The following is a 20,528-nucleotide window of genomic DNA, read 5'->3' as shown; positions in this document are numbered from 1 at the left end:
GTCAGCGTGGCGCCGCGACGTCGCGGCCGGCGGCGAACCTGCTCAGGGCACCCGTGCGGGCGAGCCCGCGCATGGCGAGCCAGGAGAGCAGGCCAGCGATCACGGCGCCCGAGACGATGGCCGAGATACTGTAGACGGTGATGAAGAGGATGCCCGCCCCCGGGTACCACAGCGTGAGATCCGTGATGGCCATCGCGAGTCCCGCACCCATGCCCGCCAGCACGGTACCGCTGAGGCGCCAGTTGGTGTAGAGGAAGGCGGCGAAGACGAGTTCCGCGCCGAGACCCTGCACGAGACCGGAGACGAGCGTCAGCGCGCCCCACTGGTTGCCGACGAGTGCGGAGACGGTGGCGGCGAGGAACTCGCCATAGATGGCGGCACCGGGCTTGCGGACGACGAGCGCCGTCAACACGCCCGCGAAGAGCCAACCACCGCCGAACAGCGCGGAAAGCCCGGGAAGGAAGGCGACGAGGTTGCTCAGCGGCTCGTGCGCGATATTCCAGGCGACGAAGACAAGCCCGGATGCGACACCGATGACGCTGGCGACGACGATATCGACGACTCGCCAGCGAAAGCTCGGGCGCTTCCTTCCGGTGCTGGACGAGGTGGTGATGAATGGTGCTGCGGTCATGATCCCTACTTCTGCCTCTCGGCGATCGCGGTGATGACCTGGTGGGGCGGTTGCCCCGCATACGTGCGCGACGAGCCGTGCGGGGCGCGCTCGAACGCGCCGCCTCGTGCGGCTCTCAGAAGTGTGTCCACCGACATTCGGTTCCCTCCCTGCGCTGGCATGATCCAGATCAGGTTCGACGGTCGAAGCTTGGAGCAGCTTCCTCTCAGCCCGGCTCACCGGACTCCCGTGTACGCCCCTCAGTCTACGCCCATCGTGGGCGCGGGAGCGACCTCTCAGACGCGCACGACCATCTTGCCGATGTTGGCGCCGTGCATCATGTCGAGGAACGCGGTCGGGGCATTCTCGATGCCGTCGACGACCGTCTCATCGAAGACGAGTTCTCCCGAGCGCACCCACGGGGTGACCTCGCTCGCGAAGTCCCCGAAGAAGCGGTTGTAGTTGTTGACGGTGAAGCCCTGCAGGGTGAGCCCCCGCTTGATGAGATTGGCGAGATTGCGCGGGCCTGGCGCAGGCTCCGTCGCGTTGTACTGCGAGATCATGCCGCAGATCGCCCCGCGGCCACCGTCGCGGAACGCGCCCAGTGCCGCCTCGAGGTGCTCCCCGCCCACATTGTCGAAGTACACGTCGATTCCGTCGGGCGCCGCCTCACGCAGGCTCGAGCGCACGGGCCCGTCCTTGTAGTTGATGGCGGCGTCGAAGCCGTAGCGCTCGGTGAGCGTGCGCACCTTCTCCTCCGAACCGGCCGAGCCGATGACTCGTGAGGCCCCGGCGAGCCGGGCGATCTGCCCCACCGCGCTGCCCACGGCGCCCGCGGCGCCCGAGACGAAGACGATGTCGCCCTCCCGCATGCGGGCGATCTGACGCAGGCCGACCCAGGCGGTGAAGCCGGGCATCCCCAGCACTCCCAGGTAGACAGAAGCGGGGATGTCGGGCAGCTCCTCGACGCGGCGGAACGCGGATGCCTCAGCCTGAGCCATATCGCGCCAGCCGAGGGAGTGCAGCACGAGGTCGCCGACAGCGAGCCGCTCGGAGGCACTCTCGACGACCCGTCCCACGGCGCCGCCCTCCATCGTCTCGCCGAGCGCGTAGGGCGGTACGTAGGACTTGACGTCGTCCATGCGACCGCGCATGTAGGGGTCTACCGAGACGAAGTCGTTCGCGACCCGTACCTCGCCCTCACCGAGCTCCGGGAGGTCGACCGCAACGGTGCGAAAGGTCGCGTCGTCGGGCCAGCCCTTCGGGCGCTCCGCCAGCTGGATCTGCGTGCTGCGGGAATGATCGGATGCCACGCTGCCTCCTCATGTCGTCGTCGCGGCCCGGCGCTGGGCCCGCCCCGCACGCTAGCACCCCCAACCGACCGCCCGGTATGCGACGAGTCGGTATGCGACGGGCTACGGATGCTCAGGCTCGCGCCCGCGCGACAGCCTCCTCCGCCGCGACCCACGCCAGCATTGCGCACTTGACCCTGGCGATGTAGCGGGAGACTCCCCCAAGGGCTGCGGCGTCGCCGAGCAGTTCCTCGTCAGGCTCGATCGCGCCGCGGGACCGCATCGCCGTGCGGAAGACATCGATGCGCTCTGAGAGCTCCTCGATCGTGAGCCCGCGCTCGACCAGTTCGCTCAGCAGGGAGGCCGACGCTTGCGAGATAGCGCAGCCGTGGCCCTCCCAGCGCAGCCCGACGAGCCCCGCGTCGTCGACGTCGAGCTCGAGCGTCACCTCATCACCGCAGGTCGGATTGAGCTGGTGCGAGCGGCCGGCGGCATCACCCGTGAGGCCCCCGAAGCCGATGGGCTGGCGCGAGTGGTCGAGAATGATTTCCTGGTAGAGCGACTGCAGTTCCGATGAGCTCACGGGCGCACTCCAAAAAACTCGCGGGAGTCGGCGACCGCCTCGATCAGCCGGTCCACCTCCTCCTCGGTTGTGTAGATGTAGGCACTTGCCCGTGTCGAGGCGGTGATGCCGAGTCGTCGGTGGAGGGGCTGGGCGCAGTGGTGGCCGACGCGCGCGGCGATCCCCCGGTCGTCGAGGAACTGCCCCACGTCATGCGCGTGAATGCCCACCACGTCGAAACTCGCGAGCCCGACGCGTTCGCGCCCTGCAACGGGGCCGAGCACGCGCACGCCCTCGATCGCCGAGAGCCCCTCCGCGAGTCGGCGCCCGAGCGCCGCCTCGTGCGCCTCGACGCGGGCCATGCCGAGTGCGTCGAGGTAGTCGACAGCGGCCGCGAGCGCGATCGCCTGCGACACGCGCTGCGTTCCCGCCTCGAAGCGCTGCGGCGCCGGCAGGTACTCGGCCCGCTCCATCGTGACAGTCGTGATCATGGAGCCGCCCGTGAGGAACGGCGGCAGCGCATTCAGCAGCTCGCGACGACCGTAGAGGGCGCCAATGCCGCTGGGGCCGAGCATCTTGTGACCGGAGAACACGGCGAAGTCGACCCCCAGCGCGCGGACGTCGACCGCCATGTGGGGCACCGACTGGCACGCGTCGAGCAATGTCAGGGCGCCCACCTCGCGGGCACGGGCGACGAGCGTGTCGACCGGGCTGACACTGCCGAGCACGTTCGACACGTGCGTGAAGGCGAGGATGCGCGTGCGCTCCCCCACGATCGCGTCGAGTTCCTCGAGCACGAGCGCCCCCTCGTCGTCGACGGGGATGAAGCGGAGGCGGGCCCCCGTGCGCGCCGCGAGCTCCTGCCACGGAATGAGGTTTGCGTGGTGCTCCTGCTCCGTCACAACGATCTCGTCGCCCGGAGCCAGCCGCACCGCCGCGTCGCCTCCCGCGATGCTCGCGTTCGAGATCGCATACGCGACGAGGTTGATCGCCTCCGTCGCATTCGAGGTCCACACGATCTCGTCGTCGTCGGCGCCGATGAAGCGGGCGACGCGCGCCCGAGCATCCTCGAAGCTCTCGGTCGCGAGCGCCGCGAGGCTGTGTGCCCCGCGATGTACGGCGGAATTGTGTTCCGTCGCGAACGCGCGCTCGGTATCCATCACCTGGCGGGGACGCTGCGAAGTCGCTCCCGAATCGAGGTAGGTGAGCGGATGCCCGTTCACCTCGCGCCCAAGGATGGGGAAGTCTGCGCGGATGCGAGCGGACTCCTCCGCAGTGAAGGGACCTGCGGCGATGGGACTGGCGGGGGCTTCGATAGTGATGACGGAACCTGCTCTCGGGATTACTTCCACACTAGAACGCCGCGCCATGGGATCGCATTCCGCTCAGCACCCGAGCGAACCTGAGTATCGACGCAAAGATCGGAGCGCCCGTGCCATCCGGGACCAGCATGGGCGCATGGCTAAGGCATACGCACTCATTCTCGGGGTGATCCTCGGTGGGCACGGCCTCATCGGTCTCTTCATCGAGGGCGCGCACCTGCTGTCGATCTTCAACGTCGACCTCGCCGTCGACATCCTCTATCTGCTCTGCGCTGCAGCACTCCTCACAGTCGCTGTGACGAAGAGCCGCCCTGCCGCCCTTCGCGGCACGATACTCGTCGTCGCGCTGCTCCTTCTCATCCTCGCCGTCGCGGGTCTCTTCGACAGGACCGTGTGGGGACTCCTGCCGACGGGGCTCACGCTTGTCGACCTCATCGTGCTCTTCGGCGCAGGTGGAATCGGCGTCGTGGTGTCCTTCCTGCGCCACTCGCCCGAGCCGCTACAGACGGCGGGGAAGCCGATCGTTTGATGTCGTCGTCGATAGAAGGGAGACGCCCATGACGCGCAATGTCGTGGAGAACCGTCAGCACAACGGAAGGTGGATAGTGATCGGTGTCGTGCTGGCACTGATCGGTCTCGCGGCCGTCATCACGTCCTTCATCCTCGGCAACACCTGGAATGAGGAGGGCGGCACGTCGCACGGAGTCACTCAGGGAGCACTGTTGATTCCCGGCGCGATCGTCTGCGGAGTGGGGATCGTTCTGCTCGTGATCGGCCTCGTGAAGCGCGGCCCGAAGGCGGGCGAACAGGCGGGCGTCACACGACGCTGAGCACGGCGGCGGGCAGCGGTGCGGACCGCCAGGAAGCAAATCGTAGGTTAATTCCGGCGAAATTCGCTTCTGTTACCAAACTGTGATCTCGGCGATTTCTGCCCGAAATCCACCGCCCATCGACGCTCGCGGCGGAGCGCGAGACAAGCGCCGCTGGAACCTGATCATCTCTCGTCTGCGGGTCTCACGCATCCCCCGCGCATCCCCATGAGTTCGGGCGAAAACGGTGCGCCGAGGTGCGCGCGAGAAGGCCCGCGATCGGCCCCATCGGGGGCCGAGCAGCCGCCCCTGGATCTAGTCGGGCTAGCACGGATGAGAGGGGCCCGCAAGGGTACGCGCACCCCCGGCGCGTCACCCCCGCCGTGCGTGTCGTGGACTGGTAGGGCAGCTGGAGGCGTGCGTAGGGTGGATGCCCATCACCATTTCGGGTCGGGTCTGTCCGCGGCTTCCCTAGTGCCGCCGACGAGGTTCGTCCTACACGACCGAAAGAGGAGCATGATGAACAAGCGACGGAGCCCCAAGGCTCGTCTCGCGATCGCAGCGACCGGCGTGGTCGCACTCGGGCTCACCGCCTGCAGCGGCAACGGCGGTGACACCGGAGACACGGAGGAGGACCTCCTCACGACCCTTCAGGAGGAGGGCACGATCACGGTCGCCATCGCGGATGAGCGTCCCTACTCGTGGCTCGAGGGCGATGAGCCCACCGGCGCCACGATCGCAATGCACGAGGAGATCTTCGGCAACCTCGGCATCGAGAACGTCGAGGTCGTCCAGGTCGACTGGAACTCCCTCATCCCCGGCCTCAACGCCGGCCGGTTCGACGCCATCAGCGCGGGCATGTCGATCCTTCCGGAGCGCTGCGAGCAGGCCGCCTTCAGCGACCCCGAGATCATGTACACGACGGCGCTCATGGTGCCCGAGGGCAACCCCATGGGTCTGACCGACCTCGACTCGGTCGCCGCCAACCCCGACGTCAACCTCGCCGTGCTCGCGGGCGGCATCGAGGCCGGCTACGCCGAGGACCTCGGCATCAGCAACGTGCAGACGGTGCCCGACGCGCAGTCCGGCATGGATGTCGTCGCCAACGGCCGCGCCGACGCCTTCGCCATGACGGCGATCTCGCTGAACTGGATGGCCGACAACAACCCCGACGCCGGGGTCGAGACCACGCAGGCCTTCGTGCAGGAGATCGACGGCGTCGAGCAGATCGGTGCCGGCGGCACTGTCTTCCGCCAGGAGGACACGGAGCTGCTGGAGGCCTACAACGAGGAGCTCGCCACCATCATGGAGAGCGAAGAGGCCTACCTCGACCTCGTCGGCGAGTTCGGCTTCACGGCCGAGAACATGCCTCCCGCCGACCTCACGACCGAGCAGCTGTGTGCAGGTGACCTGGGCTGACGCCCGTCCTCATGGACAGTAACTTCGAAGCGCTGGGAGCGGCGCTGCCGAGGATCCTCGACGGGGTGTGGATCACACTCCAGCTGACGGTCGGCGGCGCCCTCCTGGCAATGCTCATCGCGGTGACGCTCGGGCTGCTCGCGCGCCAGGAGAACATCCTGGTGCGCGGGTTCGCCCGGGCGATCATCGAGTTCTTCCGTGGCACGTCGCTCGTCGTGCAGCTCTTCTGGTTCTTCTTCGTGCTGCCACAGCTCGGGGTCGAACTCGACGCGATGTTCGTCGGCATCCTCGCGCTCGGACTCAATTACGGCGCCTATGCGGCGGAGGTCGTGCGCGGCTCCATCAACTCCGTGCCCCAGGGCCAGTGGGAGGCGACGACCGCACTCAGCATGACGAGCGCACAGCGGATGCGTCGAGTCATCTTCCCCCAGGCGTGGGCGCTCATGATCCCCTCGCTCTCGAACCTGCTCATCCACCTGCTCAAGGGCACCGCGATCGTCAGCTTCATCACGATGGCGGACCTCACATTCAGGGTGGATCAGCTGCGCATCGACACCGACACCTTCTTCGCGTACACCGTCGGACTCATCATCTACTTCGTGCTCGCGTACATCCTCACGCTCGTCATGAACATGCTCGAGGTGCAGGCGAAGCACCGCCTGGGACGTGGTGAGTCCCTGCGCGAGGCCCTCAGCCTCCGCTCCCCCGACACGGGCGTCGACGCTGGAGAGGGGGCACGCTCGTGAACGACATCTGGAATTGGGAACTCGCGTGGGAGGCCCTCCCCACCCTTCTGGTCGGCTTCTTCACCGTCACCCTGCTCGTCACCGTCGTGAGCACGGCGATCGCCGCCATCCTCGGGCTCGTGATCGCAATCGCGCGACGCTCGGCCCCCAAGCCGATCGCGGCCGTCATCCGCTTCGTCATCGACTTCATTCGGATGACGCCCATCGTCGTGCAGCTGCTCTTCGCCTACTACGCGTTCACGAACATCGATCCCCTCACGATCGGCATCGCGGTATTCGGCATCCACTACTCCACGTACATGGCGGAGGTCTACCGGGCGGGCATCGAGTCCGTGCCGAAGGGCCAGTGGGAGGCCACGACAGCACTATCGATGTCGCGTCGGCGCACGTGGGTCGCCGTCATCATCCCGCAGGCCGTGCGCGCCACCGTGCCGGCCCTGGGCAACTACGCGATCTCGATGTTCAAGGACACCCCGTTCCTGCTCAGCATCGGCGTCGTCGAGATGGTCCAGGCCGGGCTCGTCTTCGGCGGCAACCACTTCAAGTACATCGAGGCGATCACGCTCGCGGGCATCATCTTCCTGCTCGCCAGCTACCCCACCTCGCTTCTCATCTGCAGATTGGAAAAGCGCCTTGCCTTCAGAAACTGACATGGCGGCGCCGAACGGCGCTGTTCCCGCGATCGAGTTCCGCGACGTCCAGAAGCGCTTCGGTGACACGGTCGTCCTCGACGGCCTGAACTTCACCGTCGCGAAGGGCGACCGCGTGACGCTCATCGGGCCGAGCGGCTCGGGAAAGACGACGATCCTGCGTCTCGTCATGACGCTTGAGGACCTCACCGACGGCTACATCTTCATCGACGGCGAGCCTCTCACCCACGCGGAGGTCGACGGCGAGCGGGTGGAGCTCAAGCCCAAGCACAAGACCGAGATCCGCAAGCGGATCGGCATGGTCTTCCAGCAGTTCAACCTCTTCCCCAACATGACGGTGATCGAGAACATCATCGAGGCCCCCGTGCACGTGCTCGGAATGTCGAAAGAGGACGCGATCGAGAAGGCTCGCGGCCTGCTCGACCAGGTGGGTCTCGCTGACAAGGAGGATGCGCATCCGCTCGAACTCTCCGGCGGCCAGCAGCAGCGGGTCGCGATCGCGCGTGCGCTCGCCATGGACCCCGAGATCCTGCTCCTCGACGAGGTCACCTCGGCCCTGGACCCGGAGATCGTGGGGGAAGTGCTCGGCATTCTCAAGGACGTCGCCGAGTCGACCGACATCACGATGCTGATCGTGACGCACGAGATGCAGTTCGCTCGCGACGTCTCCAACCGCATCCTGATGTTCGACGGCGGCCGCATCGTCGAGGAAGGCACGCCCGAGGAGTTCTTCACCAACCCCAAGGAGCAGCGCACGCGCGACTTCCTCCAGGCCGTCGTCGCCGACCCCATCACGGGCGCACTCCCCTGGCAGCCCGCCCCGGGAGCTTCCGGGACCCCCGCGGCTCCCGCAACGCCCACGACCCCCAGCACGACCTCCACCACGACCCAGGACGGTGACCCGCTCTGATTTCCCGCGGCAACAGCCAGACCGACATTCGACCCCAGGCGGCTCGGACGACCGCCGAAGAACGAACGACCCTGATCCGGCCGCCGCGAATGGGTGACGGTGCGGACATGTGGCGCATCGCGCGCGACTCCCGCACGCTCGACCTCAATTCGTCGTACGCCTACATCCTGTACGCCCGCGACTTCATGAACACATGCCGCGTCGCGGTCGTCGACGGAGAGACCGCCGGCTTCGTGATCGGCTATGCCCGGCCCGAGCAGCCGGACTGCCTCTTCGTCTGGCAAGTCGCCGTCGACGAGCGCTTCCGCGGGCTCGGCCTCGCGGCACGGATGCTCGACAGCCTCGTCGAGGACGGCGTCGCCGACGGCAGCATCCGCATGGTCGAGACGACCATCACTGACGACAACGCCGCGTCGCAGCGTCTCTTCGCCTCCTTCGCGGAACGGTGGGGCGGGGCATCCGTCACGACGCGGCCGCTCTTCGAGCGCGACCACTTCCCGCTCGACGGCCACGATGAGCACGCTCCAGAGCCGCTCTATGAGATCGGCCCGCTCAAGGCGAGGAGCTGACCATGACACCACACCAGACCACCGCCCCGCTCGGGGGCGTGGCGTGCACTCCGCACGACACCACACAGGAGGAGAACACTCGAATGGACACCACCGACACATTCACGGCTCTAGAGTCCCAGGTGCGCAGCTACTCGCGTTCCTGGCCCGTCGTCTTCGACCGCGCGGTCGGCAGCACGATGTACGACGAGGACGGCCGGGCATACCTCGACTTCTTCGCGGGCGCGGGAGCCCTCAACTACGGGCACAACAATCCCGTGCTCAAGAAGGCACTCATTGAGTACCTGAGCGACGACCGCGTCGTGCACTCCCTCGACATGTTCACGAGTGCGCGCCGCGACTTCCTCACGACCTTCTCGGAGGTCATCCTGAAGCCGCGGGGCCTGGACTACAAGGTCGTCTTCCCTGGACCCGGCGGGGCGAATGCGGTCGAGGCCGCACTCAAGCTGGCCCGCAAGGTCACGGGTCGCGAGTCCGTCATCAACTTCACGAACGCATTCCACGGGATGACGCTCGGCGCCCTCTCCGTGACGGGCAACTCGCTCAAGCGCGGCGGCGCCGGCGTGCCGCTCGTCCACGCGACTCCCATGCCCTACGACGACTACTTCAACGGCGACTACCCGGACTTCTTCTACATGGAGCGCCTGCTCGACGACAGTGGTAGCGGGCTCAACACGCCGGCCGCCGTCATTGTCGAATCAGTGCAGGGTGAGGGCGGGATCAATGCCGCTCGCGCCGAATGGCTGCGGCGGCTCGCCGACCTCTGCAAGGAGCAAGGCATCCTGCTGATCCTCGACGACATCCAGATGGGCTGCGGTCGCACGGGCGACTTCTTCAGCTTTGAGGAGGCGGGCATCGTTCCCGACATCGTCTGCCTCTCCAAGTCGATCAGCGGCTACGGCCTGCCCATGGCGCTCACCCTCGTCAAGCCCGAGCTCGACATCTGGGAGCCCGGCGAGCACAACGGCACCTTCCGCGGCATCAGCCCGGCATTCGTCACGGCGACCGAGGCGATCCGCACCTACTGGAGCGATGACGCCCTCAAGAAGTCGACCATCGACAAGGGCTACAAGGTCGAGAGCCGCTTCAACGGCCTCGTCGCCCGCTTCCCCGAGCACGGGCTCATCGCGAAGGGGCGCGGGCTCGCCCGGGGCCTGCAGTTCGCATCCGGCGAGCTCGCGGACGCCGTCTGCCGCGAGGCCTTCGAACGCGGGCTGCTGATGGAGACCTCGGGCCCTGAGGGCGAAGTCATGAAGATCCTCCCCGCCCTGACCCTGAGCGATGAGGAACTCGAGCGCGGCCTCTCGATCATCGAGGAGTCGGTCGCCGCCGTTCTCGCGAAGGCCGCCCCGTCCGCCACCGACACCACGACCGACAAGGAGACAACGAGCGCATGATCGTTCGCACGATCGACGAGATCACCGACACCGAAGCTGACATCAAGACCGAGAACTGGCGGAGCAAGCGCATCGTGCTCGCGAAGGAGAAGGTCGGCTTCTCGGTGCACGAGACCACGCTCTATGCGGGCACCGTCAACCAGTTCTGGTACGCGAACCACATCGAAGCCGTATTCATCGTCGAGGGCGAGGGCGAGATCACTGACCTCGCGACAGGCGAAACCCACCAGCTGCGGCCCGGTTCGCTCTACCTGCTCAACAACCACGACAAGCACGAGGTCCGCCCCCGCACTGAGATGCGGACCGTGTGCGTCTTCAACCCGCCCATCACGGGGCGTGAGGTGCACGACGAGAACGGGGTCTACCCGCTCGTGACGGAGATCGCCTGATCTCGCGCGCACCCGTCATCAAAGGAACGAACGAAGGAGGAGAGATGTCAATCACCACCGCGACAACAGCCGAGGACCTGTTTCCCACTCGGCTCGCGACGCCCAGCGACATGATCGCGCGTGAGCAGCCCGCCGTCTGGGGTTCCCCGGCCGACGGCCCGTTCAGCGCAGCGGAGCTCAGCAACCACGAGGACCGCGGCTTCACGGTGCTCGACGACTTCATCTCGGCCGACGAGGTGCAGCTCTACAGCGACGAGCTCGACCGCCTCGCGTCGGACGAGTCACTCAAGGGCGACCCGCGTCTCATCACGGAGCGCTCGACGGGTGCCGTGCGTTCGGTCTTCCAGGTGGAGGCGCTGAGTGAGCCCATCGCGGCTCTCGCGCGCAACCCCAAGGTGCTCGACCGTGCTCGCCAGATCCTCGGGTCCGACGTGTACCTGCACCAGACGCGGGTGAACTACATGCCGGGCTTCAAGGGCACGGGCTTCTACTGGCACTCGGACTTCGAGACCTGGCACGCTGAGGACGGTATGCCGATCCCGCGCGCCGTGAGCCTTTCGATCGCCCTGACCGACAACTACCCCTACAACGGTGGTCTCATGGTCATGCCCGGCTCGCACCAGACATTCGTGCCGAGCGTCGGCGAGACGCCGGACGACAACTACAAGGAGTCGCTCAAGGCGCAGGAGGCCGGCGTGCCGAGCCAGGAGGCGATCACTCAGCTCGCGCGCCAGTACGGCATCGACCAGTTCACGGGCGCCGCGGGCTCCGCCCTGTGGTTCGACTCGAACATCATGCACGGCTCGGGCAGCAACATCACGCCCTACCCGCGCTCCAACGTGTTCATGGTCTTCAACAGCGTTGAGAACACGCTCGTCGAGCCCTACGCGGCCAAATCGCCGCGACCGACACACATCGCCAGCCGGGACTTCACCCCCCTCAGCTGACCAGGTGGTGCCGCAGGGAAGGGGCCGGATGCTGTCGAGAGCATCCGGCCCCTTCCTTTCGTTTCAGAGGATCTCGCAGGCTCGGGTTGATATTCTCCCGTCATGAAAGCGCGCTGGCTGGACCGCGCGGTGGGGGTCGTCGTGGCAGTCGTCATCACGCTTGCCGCCGTGCTCCTGTGGCTCACTGTGGCGTGGTCGAATCCCGAGGCAGCAGAGCCACCGACAGAGGGCATCCTGCTGGGGGTGTGGGAGCTCTTCTACGTGACATCCGCCCCTTCGGAGCGAGTCCTGCTCGCCGCCGTGAGCCTCGCTCTTCTTGCGGCGGGAATCATCGCGCTGCTTGAACGGCGCGCAACCGACACCGCTCGGCGTTCCTCCAACGTCCTCCGCACGCCGCTGGCAGCGCGAGCCATCATGGAGCAGACCCGCGGCCGCTACGACGGCCCTGTCACGGTCACCGTTCTCATTCCGGCGCACAACGAACAAGCCACGATCCCTGCGACCCTGACCTCACTTCTCTCTCAGTCGCATCCGCCTGACCGCATCATCGTCGTCGCCGACAACTGCACCGACGCGACCGTGAGCCTCGCTCGCCAGCACGGCGTCGAGGTGTTCGAGTCACGGGCAAACGTGCACAAGAAGGCGGGGGCGCTCAATCAGGCACTTCGCGAACTACTCCCCCACCAGGGCAACAACGATGTCGTCATGGTGATGGATGCTGACACGACCCTCGACGACGGATTCCTCGCGACCGCGGTCAACGCCTTCACCCAGGATCGTGCACTCATGGCGGTCGGCGGGCTCTTCTACGGGGAGGAGGGTGGCGGCATCCTCGGACAGCTGCAACGGAACGAGTACATCCGCTATTCGCGCGAGATCCGCCGCCGCCGGGGGCGAGTCTTCATCCTCACGGGAACGGCGTCGATCTTTCGCCCCGTGGCGCTGAGAGCAGTCGCCGAAAACCGGGGCGTCTCGCTTCCGGGCACGAATGGAAACGTCTACGACACCGCAGCGCTGACGGAGGACAACGAACTCACGATCGCGCTGAAATCCCTCGGGGCCCTCATGATCTCGCCGCAGCAGTGCACGGTCGTCACGGAGGTCATGCCGACGCTCGGCACGCTATGGCGGCAGCGGCTGCGCTGGGAACGCGGTGCCCTCGAGAACATCGGCGCCTACGGCGTGCGCCCGCAGACCATCCGCTACTGGGCCCAGCAGCTCGGTCTCGGCTACAGCGTCTTCGCCTTCGCCCTCTTCCTCCTCCTCATGGGCCTGACGATGCTCGCCGTCGATACCTGGATCTGGTTTCCCTTCTGGCTCGGCCTAGGAGCGGTGTTCGTCATCGAACGGGTCGTGACGGTGTGGCGCGGCGGCTGGAGGGCACGCGCCCTCGCCGTCGCTTTCGTGCCCGAGCTCCTCTTCGACATGCTTCTCAACGTCATCTACGTCAAGGGCATCATCGACATCACGCTCGGCCGCCAGGCAGCGTGGAGCCACGTCGATCGCTCAGCGGGAGACGGCGACCGGCAGGAGGCACGCCATGCATGACGTGCAGACGGGAATCCTGCTGCCCGAGTCGTTTCTCTTCTCCGACGTATTCGCGATCATGTCGACGGTCGTCGCGATCAACACAGTCATGTACGTCGCCCTCGCGGTCGCGAAGATCCTGCCGAAGATCTACTTCAGCGACTTCATCCGCGGGCGGAATCGACGCACGGAAACCCGCAGCATCCACCCCGACGACCCCGTCTGAACAACGGGCCGCTGAGGCCGCCTCAGGCGGGTGCGCCGACGGCGGCCACCCTCTCATCTTCCGGCCAGTCGATAGCGGGCAGCTCCTCGAAACCGGGCTTCGCGAGCAGGTACCCCTGGATGTAGCGCACGCCGCGCTCCACCAGCCAGACATACTCGTCGATCGTCTCGACACCCTCGGCGACGATGCCGATGTCGAGGCGACGGCACACGTCGAGCACTCCCTCGACGATCGCCTGCCGAACCGTGTCGATGTGGATATCGCGGATGAGCGCCATGTCGAGCTTGACGATGTCCGGCTGAAAGTCGGCCAGCAGCGTGAGACCCGAGTACCCCGCACCGAAGTCGTCGATCGCCGTCGTGAAACCGCGCCGACTGTAGTCCTCCATGATGCCAAGGAGGTGCTGCTTGTTCGCGGGCTCCTCGCTCTCCGTGAGTTCGAAGATGATCCGATCGGGCGGGAAGGAGTTGCGCTCCGCAGCGGCAAGCGTCGCGCGAATGCAGGTGGCCGGCTCGTACACGGCGTTGGGGAGGAAGTTGATGCTGACGAAGCACTCGATTCCGAGACGCGCCGCCAGCTCGACCGCCTTGACGCGACAGCGCTGGTCGAAGCTGTAGCGATTGTGATCGTCCACACGCGAAAGGATGCTGTAGGCACCCGAGCCGTCGGTGCCCCGCACGAGCGCCTCATAAGCGAAGACCTCGCGCTTCTCGACGTCGACGATCGGCTGGAAGGCCATCGTGAAGTCGAAATCGAGGGCGTCCCGCCGCTGGCAGGACTCGCAGCGCGCTACGTGCTGGTCGTGAGGATCCATGTGTCGCTTTCACTCGAAGGTTGCGTGATGCGACGAGGCGCACCGCGTAACAACAGTAGACGATGAATTCTGCCCCGCGGCACCCCACGAACGGGGTGGAGTTCTCCCAACGCACGAATGCCCTCGGCCTAAGCCGAGGGCATGCGCACCGCACACGCGCGTTTCTCCACGCGTGTGCCAGATCAGGTGAAGAGGCTGACACCACCGGGGCCGACGAGCAGTCCGACGATGATCAGGACGATGCCCCACAGCAGCTGCCGGCGGACGATTGCCACGATACCGGCAATGACGAGGATGGCAGCGAGGATCCAAAGCAGGGTAGCCATGCTGTTGCTCCGTTCCACTCGTGATCGCCCACCCGGGAGTGGGTGGGCGATGAAGCGAGTATCTATTTCCTCGGAAATTACCCGCACCCCCGGCTGAGCGACAGCGGCGTTCAGCAAACAACCAGTTTCACGGCACTCAGGATCGCTCTGCGGGAGAGAATGGACTCACCATGAAGAACACGGACGAGATTCGGGAATGGCTCGACGAGCTCCGGGGCGAACGCCGCAGCCTCGTGACAAAGCAGATGGTGCTCGGCAACGCCGGCGCCATGAACGCCCTTACCTGGGTTCTCGACACCTCACCCGACGCCGACGCCGTTCGCCTCAAGGTCAACGAGCTTCAGGTCAAGCGCAACGAGACCATGGCCGACGAGATGGCCTCCGTCGGTTACGGCGCCATGATCGAAGCTCTCTCCTGGGTGCTGCGCGACAACTGAGCTGCTAGGGCACGACCGTGCGGCTGGCATCCCACCGCACTGTCCAGTCCAACTCGCTGAAGATGCGGTCGAGCACGATCGCCGTGAAACCCCACACAAGACGGTCCCCCACGACGAAGGCCGGCGTACGGATCTCCCTCGCACCCACCCGGTGCACGACGCTCGCACGGTTTCCAGGATCGAGCAGGTCGGACACCGGCATGCGGAACACGTCGACCGTCTCGCGGTGATCGATCGCCGCGACATCCGACGCTCGAGTCCACCACGCCGGCACAGGTGTGACAACGTTGTTGCTCACGGGCAGCGGCAGTTCCGGCAGCGTGCCGAGGACCTCAACGCCAGCAGGGTCGAGGCCGGTCTCCTCGACCGCCTCCCGCAGGGCGGTCGCCCTGACATCCGCATCACCCTCTTCGACCCCGCCGCCGGGAAACGCAATCTGCCCCGCGTGATGCCCCATCGTCGCTGCCCGCCGCTGGAGGAGCACGTCGAGGTTGCGGGAGACCGGCCCGCCCGCGGCCGCCGGCGCCTCGTCGAGGACTCCGAAGAGCACGAGAACCCCGGCACGGCGCGCTGCCGCCGGGTCGGGAACCAGGCGCGGAGGGTCGAAGTTCCAGTCGAGCCCTCGTTGGCAGAGGGCAACAAGCTGCTCGCGGGCATCCTCAGCTGAGGTGGGCATGCTCGCCAGCCTACCCAGCGGCGCGTGCGCCGCGAGGACAGGCGGTGCGCGCGGGCTTCCTGCAAATTCGCTCGGTGCGAGCGCGAGCTACTGAGGTAGCGTCCGCCGCACGACGACGTGAGGTGTGTGCCGAAGGAGCGATGCGATGCGAGCGATGGTGTATCGAGGGCCGTACAAGGTGCGGGTCGAGGAGAAGGACATCCCGAGGATCGAGCATCCGAACGATGCCATAGTGCGCGTGACGCACGCCGCATCTGCGGCTCAGATCTGCACCTGTATCACGGCATGATGCCGGACACGCGGGTGGGCACGACCTTCGGCCACGAGTTCATCGGGGTCGTCGACCAGGTGGGTCCATCCGTGCAGAACCTCAAGGCCGGCGACCGGGTCATGGTGCCCTTCAACGTCTATTGCGGCTCCTGCTACTACTGCGCGCGCGGCCTTTACTCGAACTGTCACAACGTCAACCCCAACGCGACGGCGGTCGGCGGCATCTACGGCTACTCCCACACCTGCGGCGGTTACGACGGCGGCCAGGCTGAGTATGTGCGTGTGCCGTTCGCCGACGTCGGACCCTCGATCATCCCCGACTGGATGGACGACGAGGATGCCCTCCTCCTGACGGATGCGCTCGCGACCGGCTATTTCGGCGCCCAGCTGGGCGACATCGTCGAGGGCGACACCGTTGTCGTCTTCGGGGCTGGACCGATCGGCCTCTACGCTGCCAAGTCGGCGTGGCTCATGGGGGCCGGCCGCGTCATCGTCGTCGACCAGCTCGACTACCGCCTGGAGAAGGCCCGCACCTTCGCGCACGCCGAGACGGTCAACTTCAACGAGCACAACGACATCGTCGTCCACATGAAGAAGACGACGGACTTTCTTGGGGCGGATGTCGCGATCGACGCCGTCGGCGCCGAGGCCGACGGCAATCTCACCCAGCACATCACCTCGGCCAAACTCAAGCTGCAGGGCGGTTCCCCCGTCGCTCTGAACTGGGCCATCGACTCCGTGCGCAAGGGTGGCACCATCTCGGTCATGGGTGCCTACGGGCCGATCTTCTCGGCCGTCAAGTTCGGTGACGCGATGAACAAGGGGCTCACCCTCCGGATGAACCAGTGCCCCGTCAAGCGCCAGTGGCCGCGGCTCTTCGAGCACATCCAGAACGGCTACCTCAAGCCGAACGACATCGTCACCCATCGCATCCCACTCGAGCACATCGCCGAGGGCTACCACATGTTCTCGGCAAAACTGGACGACTGCATCAAACCCATCATCGTCGCTGAGGCGAGCTGAGAGGAGAGCAATCATGCCCTATACCGCTGAGGCCCCCACGCGCCGGGAGTCCAATGAGGAGCTGCGGGCCCGCATCCCCGGCTGGGGAGCCGACCTCGACCCCGCTGACCGCCCGGCCGTGCCCCGTGAGCGCTTTGCTCCTGAGGTGACAGGCGCGCACTGGGACTTCCCCGAGCGCCAGGAGGAGCGCGTTCCGCGCGAGCGCTCGATCGAGCACCGCTTCCTCACGCCCGTGTTCGGCACCTCCGCTCCCCTGCACGGCGTCTCCGGCGCCATCCGCCGCTTCGCCTACGAGAAGTTCGGCGAAGGGCGGGCGGCCCACTGGCTACTCCTGATCGCGGGCGACCGGGTGGATGCGGTGGGCAGCCATTTGCGCTCGGTGCTGACCCTGCGCCCCGACAATCCGGTGACGGAGACGGGCGTGGTGTCCGAGCTCCGCCGCGGTGGCATCCGCTCCCGCGTCGGCCGGGGACGCGCCGATGTGAAGCACGGCTGGATCGACCCCCTCCTCATTGCGGGATTCTGGGTGTTCACGGGGATTGTCGCCGTCGCGGTAGTCAGGAGCATCGGCAAACGCTGAGGCGTGCCTATCCGGCTCCTCGCTCCCGGTGAGAGCGCCCCGGTGCTAGGCGGCGATGCTGCGGTCGCGAGCGCTGCGCACAAACGTCGTCGACCACTCCGCCTCGACGCCGGCCCAGCCGCAGTCGGGCTCAATACACTCGAACACCAGCACGGGAGTCTCGGCGTCGTCCCACAGGGCGAGGCCGGCCGACACCGTCTCAGCAGCACATTCGGGGCAGTTCCTGATCTCCATGCTTCAACGCTACGCAGCACCACCGACATTGGATGACACTCTCCCGGCGTGGCGAGACGCCTCAGGGAAGACTCAGACGTTCCGCGTCGACCCCTGGTCGGCGAGAGCTGCCTCAATGATCGACGACGTGTCGTCGGGGACGCGCGGCAAGTACTGTTCGCGCACGAGAGACGCGGCATCCTCCACGGTGCGCTCGAGAACTCGCCCTGCCGTCACGAGAGTTGTGTCGTCGACGTCCTGCGCGTCGTGCGCGAGGTGCTTCGCCCGCCGCAGAGCAAGCGGCAAGGAGAGGTCGGGGTCGCGCTCAACGAAGTAGTAGATCTCGGCATTCTGGCCAAGATCGACGCGGACCTGGGCGAGCTGGCTTGCCAGATCATGCACCACCTGCGCGTTGACCGATCCGTCGTTGACGCTCAGTTCGCGCGCGAAGCCGGCGCCCGCGAAGTGCGAGAGTCGCAATGCGAGAGTTCGCACCCTAGCGAGCGCGGGATAGATCTGCATGAACCACGAGATCGCGCCCGTGAGCAGGATGAACCCCGTGAGAGCCTGTAGCGGACCGAGGATGCGGAGCCACTCGACTGTGGGCACAACATCGCCGAAGCCCAGTGTGCCGAGCGTGACGAGAGAGATGTAGAGCGCCTCAGCAGGTGCCCAGTAGCGGGTGGGGTCGATGCCGGGTGAGTAGGTGAACCCGGCGGGGACGAAGGGCAGGTACACGAGCATCCAGCCCGCCAGCTGCAGGAGCACCCATACGCCGATGACGAGCACCAGGCCGAGGGGTCCCGCAAGCAGGCTCGGCTTGCCCCGCACCCCACGGCTCAGGGCCCACGGCACCCGCACGACGCGCGCGCCGATCGACCCGCGGCCGCCCGGGTGAATGAGTCGTTGAAAAACGTCGACGAGACTGGCACCGATCAGCAGAACGCCTGCCACAACTGAGAACCACTGCATGCCACGGACGCTATGCGCGCCACCTCAACGTGCGGTGGGCGACTGTTCGCGGCGGCTCCACCCTCACACTCGTGCCGCATCGCGTAGCGTTGACCCCATGACGCCTTCCGCCGACCAGGATCAGACCGAGACGACCGACGCCGAGGTGATGACCTTCGCCGATCTCGGCCTGAGCGACGCTGTGCTGAAGGCGGTGCGGGATGTGGGCTACGAGACGCCCTCCGCGATCCAGGCGGCTACGATCCCCACCCTGCTGGAGGGCCGCGACGTGGTGGGACTCGCCCAGACGGGAACCGGCAAGACCGCGGCATTCGCCCTGCCGATCGTCTCCCGGCTCGACCCCGCGCAGAAGAGCCCTCAGGCGCTGGTGCTCTCCCCCACGCGCGAACTGGCGTTGCAGGTGTGCGAGGCCTTCGAGCAGTACGCATCACACCTGCGGGGCGTGCACGTGCTCCCCGTCTACGGCGGTCAGGCCTACGGCGTGCAGCTCTCCGCCCTCCGCCGCGGCGTGCACGTCGTCGTCGGCACGCCCGGCCGGATCATGGACCACCTCGCCAAAGGCACCCTCGACCTGAGCGAACTCAAGTACCTCGTGCTCGATGAGGCCGACGAGATGCTCAAGATGGGCTTCGCGGAAGACGTCGAGACGATCCTCGCCGAGACTCCCGAGGAGAAGCAGGTCGCGCTGTTCTCCGCCACCATGCCGGCCCAGATCCGCCGCATCTCGAAGCAGTACCTCCGTGACCCCGAGGAGATCACGGTCAAGGCCAAGACGACCACCTCGGCCAACACGACCCAGCGCTACCTCGTGGTCTCGTATCCGCAGAAGGTCGACGCGCTCACGCGCATCCTCGAGGTCGAGAACTTCGAGGCCATGATCGTCTTCGTCCGCACCAAGAACGAGACCGAGACTCTCGCCGAGAAGCTGCGTGCCCGCGGTTACTCGGCAGCCGCGATCAGCGGCGATGTGGCGCAGGCGCAACGCGAGCGCACAGTGGGTCAGCTGAAGTCGGGCAAGCTCGACATTCTGGTCGCGACGGATGTCGCGGCGCGCGGCCTCGACGTCGACCGCATCAGTCACGTGGTCAACTTCGACATCCCCGTCGACACGGAGTCCTACGTGCACCGCATCGGCCGCACGGGACGGGCGGGGCGCAGCGGCGCCGCCATCAGCTTCGTCACGCCTCGCGAACGCCGCCTGCTGACGGCGATCGAGAAGGCGACGCGGCAGCCGCTCACCGAGATGCCCCTGCCGAGCGTCGAAGACGTCAACAGCACGAGGCTCACGCGCTTCGACGACGCGATCACGGCGGCACTCAGCGAGACGGGGCGCATTGCGGCGTTCCGCGACATCGTCACCCACTACGTGACTCACCACGACGTGCCAGAGCTCGATGTGGCGGCGGCGCTCGCGGTCGTCGCCCAGGGGGAGACACCACTCCTGCTCTCCCCCGAGGATGAGCCTCCCGCCCGCGCGCCCCGCAAGGAGCGTGAGCGGGAGGACCGGGGGGATCGTCCAGCCCGTCGCCCCCGAGCCGGCAGCAAAGCCATGGCGCCCTACCGCATCGAGGTGGGCCGCAGGCACAAGGTCGAGCCCCGACAGATCGTGGGTGCGCTCGCCAACGAGGGCGGCTTCAGCCGTGAGGACTTCGGCGCGATCAAGATCATGCCCGACTTCTCGATCGTGGAGCTGCCCGCGGATCTGCCACGCGAAGCGCTCGGCCGACTCAAGGGCACTCGCATCAGCGGCAAGCTCATCGAGATCAGCCTCGACCGCGGACGCAAGCCACGACGGCCGCGCGACTAGCCCTTCGGCGGAGAGGCGACGAAAGGTAACTCCGG

At 66.7% G+C, this 20,528-nt stretch carries 25 protein-coding genes, 1 pseudogene and 1 riboswitch; of the genes and pseudogenes, 16 read left to right on the top strand and 10 right to left on the bottom strand.

What is annotated here, in order from left to right:
* Position 1: 1 nt before the first annotated feature.
* The 5 genes from OH146_RS00400 to OH146_RS00380 all read right to left on the bottom strand — a co-directional run bounded on the left by OH146_RS00400 (position 2) and on the right by OH146_RS00380 (position 3,834).
* Positions 2 to 631 (bottom strand): ECF transporter S component, encoded by a 630-nt coding sequence (locus tag OH146_RS00400; RefSeq protein WP_265156264.1) that lies wholly within the window; start codon positions 629 to 631, stop codon positions 2 to 4.
* A gap of 5 nt (positions 632 to 636) precedes the next feature.
* Positions 637 to 768, bottom strand: coding sequence for a hypothetical protein (locus OH146_RS00395; RefSeq protein WP_265156262.1), 132 nt, complete (start codon positions 766 to 768; stop codon positions 637 to 639).
* Positions 759 to 871, bottom strand: a riboswitch (TPP riboswitch). Its footprint overlaps the gene before it by 10 nt.
* Before the next feature lie 35 nt (positions 872 to 906).
* Positions 907 to 1,923, bottom strand: coding sequence for an NADP-dependent oxidoreductase (locus OH146_RS00390; RefSeq protein WP_265156260.1), 1,017 nt, complete (start codon positions 1,921 to 1,923; stop codon positions 907 to 909).
* Between the two features lie 112 nt (positions 1,924 to 2,035).
* The gene (gene sufU, locus OH146_RS00385; protein ID WP_265156258.1) at positions 2,036 to 2,485 is read right to left on the bottom strand and encodes a Fe-S cluster assembly sulfur transfer protein SufU; all 450 of its coding nucleotides are present in this window, start codon (positions 2,483 to 2,485) and stop codon (positions 2,036 to 2,038) included.
* Positions 2,482 to 3,834, bottom strand: coding sequence for a cysteine desulfurase (locus OH146_RS00380; RefSeq protein ID WP_265156256.1), 1,353 nt, complete (start codon positions 3,832 to 3,834; stop codon positions 2,482 to 2,484). Before OH146_RS00380 ends, sufU begins: the two co-directional genes overlap by 4 nt.
* An 88-nt stretch (positions 3,835 to 3,922) precedes the next feature.
* On the opposite strand from OH146_RS00380, the gene OH146_RS00375 reads away from it, so the two are divergent.
* From OH146_RS00375 to OH146_RS00320, 12 genes are all read left to right on the top strand, one after another.
* A complete protein-coding gene (locus OH146_RS00375) occupies positions 3,923 to 4,315 on the top strand; it encodes a hypothetical protein (protein ID WP_265156254.1) in 393 nt (130 codons plus the stop codon).
* Between the two features lie 28 nt (positions 4,316 to 4,343).
* A complete protein-coding gene (locus tag OH146_RS00370; protein WP_265156252.1) occupies positions 4,344 to 4,616 on the top strand; it encodes a hypothetical protein in 273 nt (90 codons plus the stop codon).
* A 498-nt stretch (positions 4,617 to 5,114) separates the two neighbouring features.
* Positions 5,115 to 6,014: an ectoine/hydroxyectoine ABC transporter substrate-binding protein EhuB gene (gene ehuB, locus OH146_RS00365; protein ID WP_265156250.1), complete on the top strand. Its 900-nt coding sequence runs from the start codon at positions 5,115 to 5,117 to the stop codon at positions 6,012 to 6,014.
* Positions 6,015 to 6,025: 11 nt separating this feature from the next.
* On the top strand, positions 6,026 to 6,760 hold the full coding sequence (gene ehuC, locus OH146_RS00360) for an ectoine/hydroxyectoine ABC transporter permease subunit EhuC (protein WP_265156248.1): 735 nt from the start codon (positions 6,026 to 6,028) through the stop codon (positions 6,758 to 6,760).
* Complete coding sequence (ehuD, locus tag OH146_RS00355) at positions 6,757 to 7,410, top strand: ectoine/hydroxyectoine ABC transporter permease subunit EhuD (RefSeq protein WP_265156246.1); 654 nt, start codon at positions 6,757 to 6,759, stop codon at positions 7,408 to 7,410. Before ehuC ends, ehuD begins: the two co-directional genes overlap by 4 nt.
* 1 nt (position 7,411) lies before the next feature.
* Positions 7,412 to 8,320 (top strand): ectoine/hydroxyectoine ABC transporter ATP-binding protein EhuA, encoded by a 909-nt coding sequence (gene ehuA, locus OH146_RS00350; protein WP_265156244.1) that lies wholly within the window; start codon positions 7,412 to 7,414, stop codon positions 8,318 to 8,320.
* A 107-nt stretch (positions 8,321 to 8,427) separates the two neighbouring features.
* Positions 8,428 to 8,889, top strand: coding sequence for a diaminobutyrate acetyltransferase (gene ectA / locus OH146_RS00345; RefSeq protein WP_265156242.1), 462 nt, complete (start codon positions 8,428 to 8,430; stop codon positions 8,887 to 8,889).
* Between the two features lie 83 nt (positions 8,890 to 8,972).
* On the top strand, positions 8,973 to 10,286 hold the full coding sequence (gene ectB / locus OH146_RS00340; protein WP_265160556.1) for a diaminobutyrate--2-oxoglutarate transaminase: 1,314 nt from the start codon (positions 8,973 to 8,975) through the stop codon (positions 10,284 to 10,286).
* Complete coding sequence (locus OH146_RS00335) at positions 10,283 to 10,675, top strand: ectoine synthase (RefSeq protein WP_265156240.1); 393 nt, start codon at positions 10,283 to 10,285, stop codon at positions 10,673 to 10,675. Before ectB ends, OH146_RS00335 begins: the two co-directional genes overlap by 4 nt.
* A 44-nt stretch (positions 10,676 to 10,719) precedes the next feature.
* On the top strand, positions 10,720 to 11,622 hold the full coding sequence (thpD, locus tag OH146_RS00330; RefSeq protein ID WP_265156238.1) for an ectoine hydroxylase: 903 nt from the start codon (positions 10,720 to 10,722) through the stop codon (positions 11,620 to 11,622).
* Positions 11,623 to 11,724: 102 nt separating this feature from the next.
* The gene (locus tag OH146_RS00325) at positions 11,725 to 13,170 is read left to right on the top strand and encodes a glycosyltransferase family 2 protein (RefSeq protein ID WP_265156237.1); all 1,446 of its coding nucleotides are present in this window, start codon (positions 11,725 to 11,727) and stop codon (positions 13,168 to 13,170) included.
* Positions 13,163 to 13,375 carry a hypothetical protein gene (locus OH146_RS00320; RefSeq protein ID WP_265156235.1) on the top strand — a complete coding sequence of 71 codons (213 nt, stop codon included), beginning with the start codon at positions 13,163 to 13,165 and terminating at the stop codon, positions 13,373 to 13,375. Before OH146_RS00325 ends, OH146_RS00320 begins: the two co-directional genes overlap by 8 nt.
* A 22-nt stretch (positions 13,376 to 13,397) precedes the next feature.
* Here OH146_RS00320 and OH146_RS00315 read toward each other — a convergent pair whose 3' ends face one another.
* Entirely contained in the window at positions 13,398 to 14,189 is a 792-nt protein-coding gene (locus OH146_RS00315; RefSeq protein ID WP_265156233.1) for an EAL domain-containing protein, read from the bottom strand.
* Positions 14,190 to 14,371: 182 nt separating this feature from the next.
* Positions 14,372 to 14,515 (bottom strand): GPGG-motif small membrane protein, encoded by a 144-nt coding sequence (locus OH146_RS00310; RefSeq protein ID WP_265156231.1) that lies wholly within the window; start codon positions 14,513 to 14,515, stop codon positions 14,372 to 14,374.
* 170 nt (positions 14,516 to 14,685) lie between these two features.
* Here OH146_RS00310 and OH146_RS00305 point away from each other — a divergent pair, with 170 nt between their 5' ends.
* Complete coding sequence (locus tag OH146_RS00305; RefSeq protein ID WP_265156229.1) at positions 14,686 to 14,952, top strand: hypothetical protein; 267 nt, start codon at positions 14,686 to 14,688, stop codon at positions 14,950 to 14,952.
* Between the two features lie 4 nt (positions 14,953 to 14,956).
* On the opposite strand, the gene OH146_RS00300 is transcribed toward OH146_RS00305, so the two are convergent.
* A complete protein-coding gene (locus OH146_RS00300) occupies positions 14,957 to 15,628 on the bottom strand; it encodes an NUDIX hydrolase (protein ID WP_265156227.1) in 672 nt (223 codons plus the stop codon).
* A gap of 145 nt (positions 15,629 to 15,773) precedes the next feature.
* On the opposite strand from OH146_RS00300, the pseudogene OH146_RS00295 reads away from it, so the two are divergent.
* Positions 15,774 to 16,921 (top strand): annotated as a pseudogene (locus OH146_RS00295) (zinc-dependent alcohol dehydrogenase).
* A 13-nt stretch (positions 16,922 to 16,934) separates the two neighbouring features.
* Positions 16,935 to 17,501 (top strand): hypothetical protein, encoded by a 567-nt coding sequence (locus OH146_RS00290; protein WP_265156225.1) that lies wholly within the window; start codon positions 16,935 to 16,937, stop codon positions 17,499 to 17,501.
* Positions 17,502 to 17,546: 45 nt separating this feature from the next.
* Here the strand turns inward: OH146_RS00290 and OH146_RS00285 are convergent, their stop codons facing one another.
* Together OH146_RS00285 and OH146_RS00280 are read right to left on the bottom strand one after the other, a co-directional pair.
* On the bottom strand, positions 17,547 to 17,735 hold the full coding sequence (locus OH146_RS00285) for a hypothetical protein (RefSeq protein WP_265156223.1): 189 nt from the start codon (positions 17,733 to 17,735) through the stop codon (positions 17,547 to 17,549).
* A gap of 72 nt (positions 17,736 to 17,807) precedes the next feature.
* Positions 17,808 to 18,686: a potassium channel family protein gene (locus OH146_RS00280; protein WP_265156221.1), complete on the bottom strand. Its 879-nt coding sequence runs from the start codon at positions 18,684 to 18,686 to the stop codon at positions 17,808 to 17,810.
* A gap of 97 nt (positions 18,687 to 18,783) precedes the next feature.
* On the opposite strand from OH146_RS00280, the gene OH146_RS00275 reads away from it, so the two are divergent.
* Positions 18,784 to 20,493 (top strand): DEAD/DEAH box helicase, encoded by a 1,710-nt coding sequence (locus OH146_RS00275; RefSeq protein ID WP_265156218.1) that lies wholly within the window; start codon positions 18,784 to 18,786, stop codon positions 20,491 to 20,493.
* The last annotated feature ends 35 nt before the right edge of the window (positions 20,494 to 20,528 follow it).

The organism is Homoserinimonas sedimenticola (genome assembly GCF_026094475.1).
Lineage (GTDB): Bacteria > Actinomycetota > Actinomycetes > Actinomycetales > Microbacteriaceae > Homoserinimonas > Homoserinimonas sedimenticola.
The sequence above is the reverse complement of the archived record's forward strand: the minus strand, read 5'-3'. Positions and strand labels throughout refer to the sequence as shown.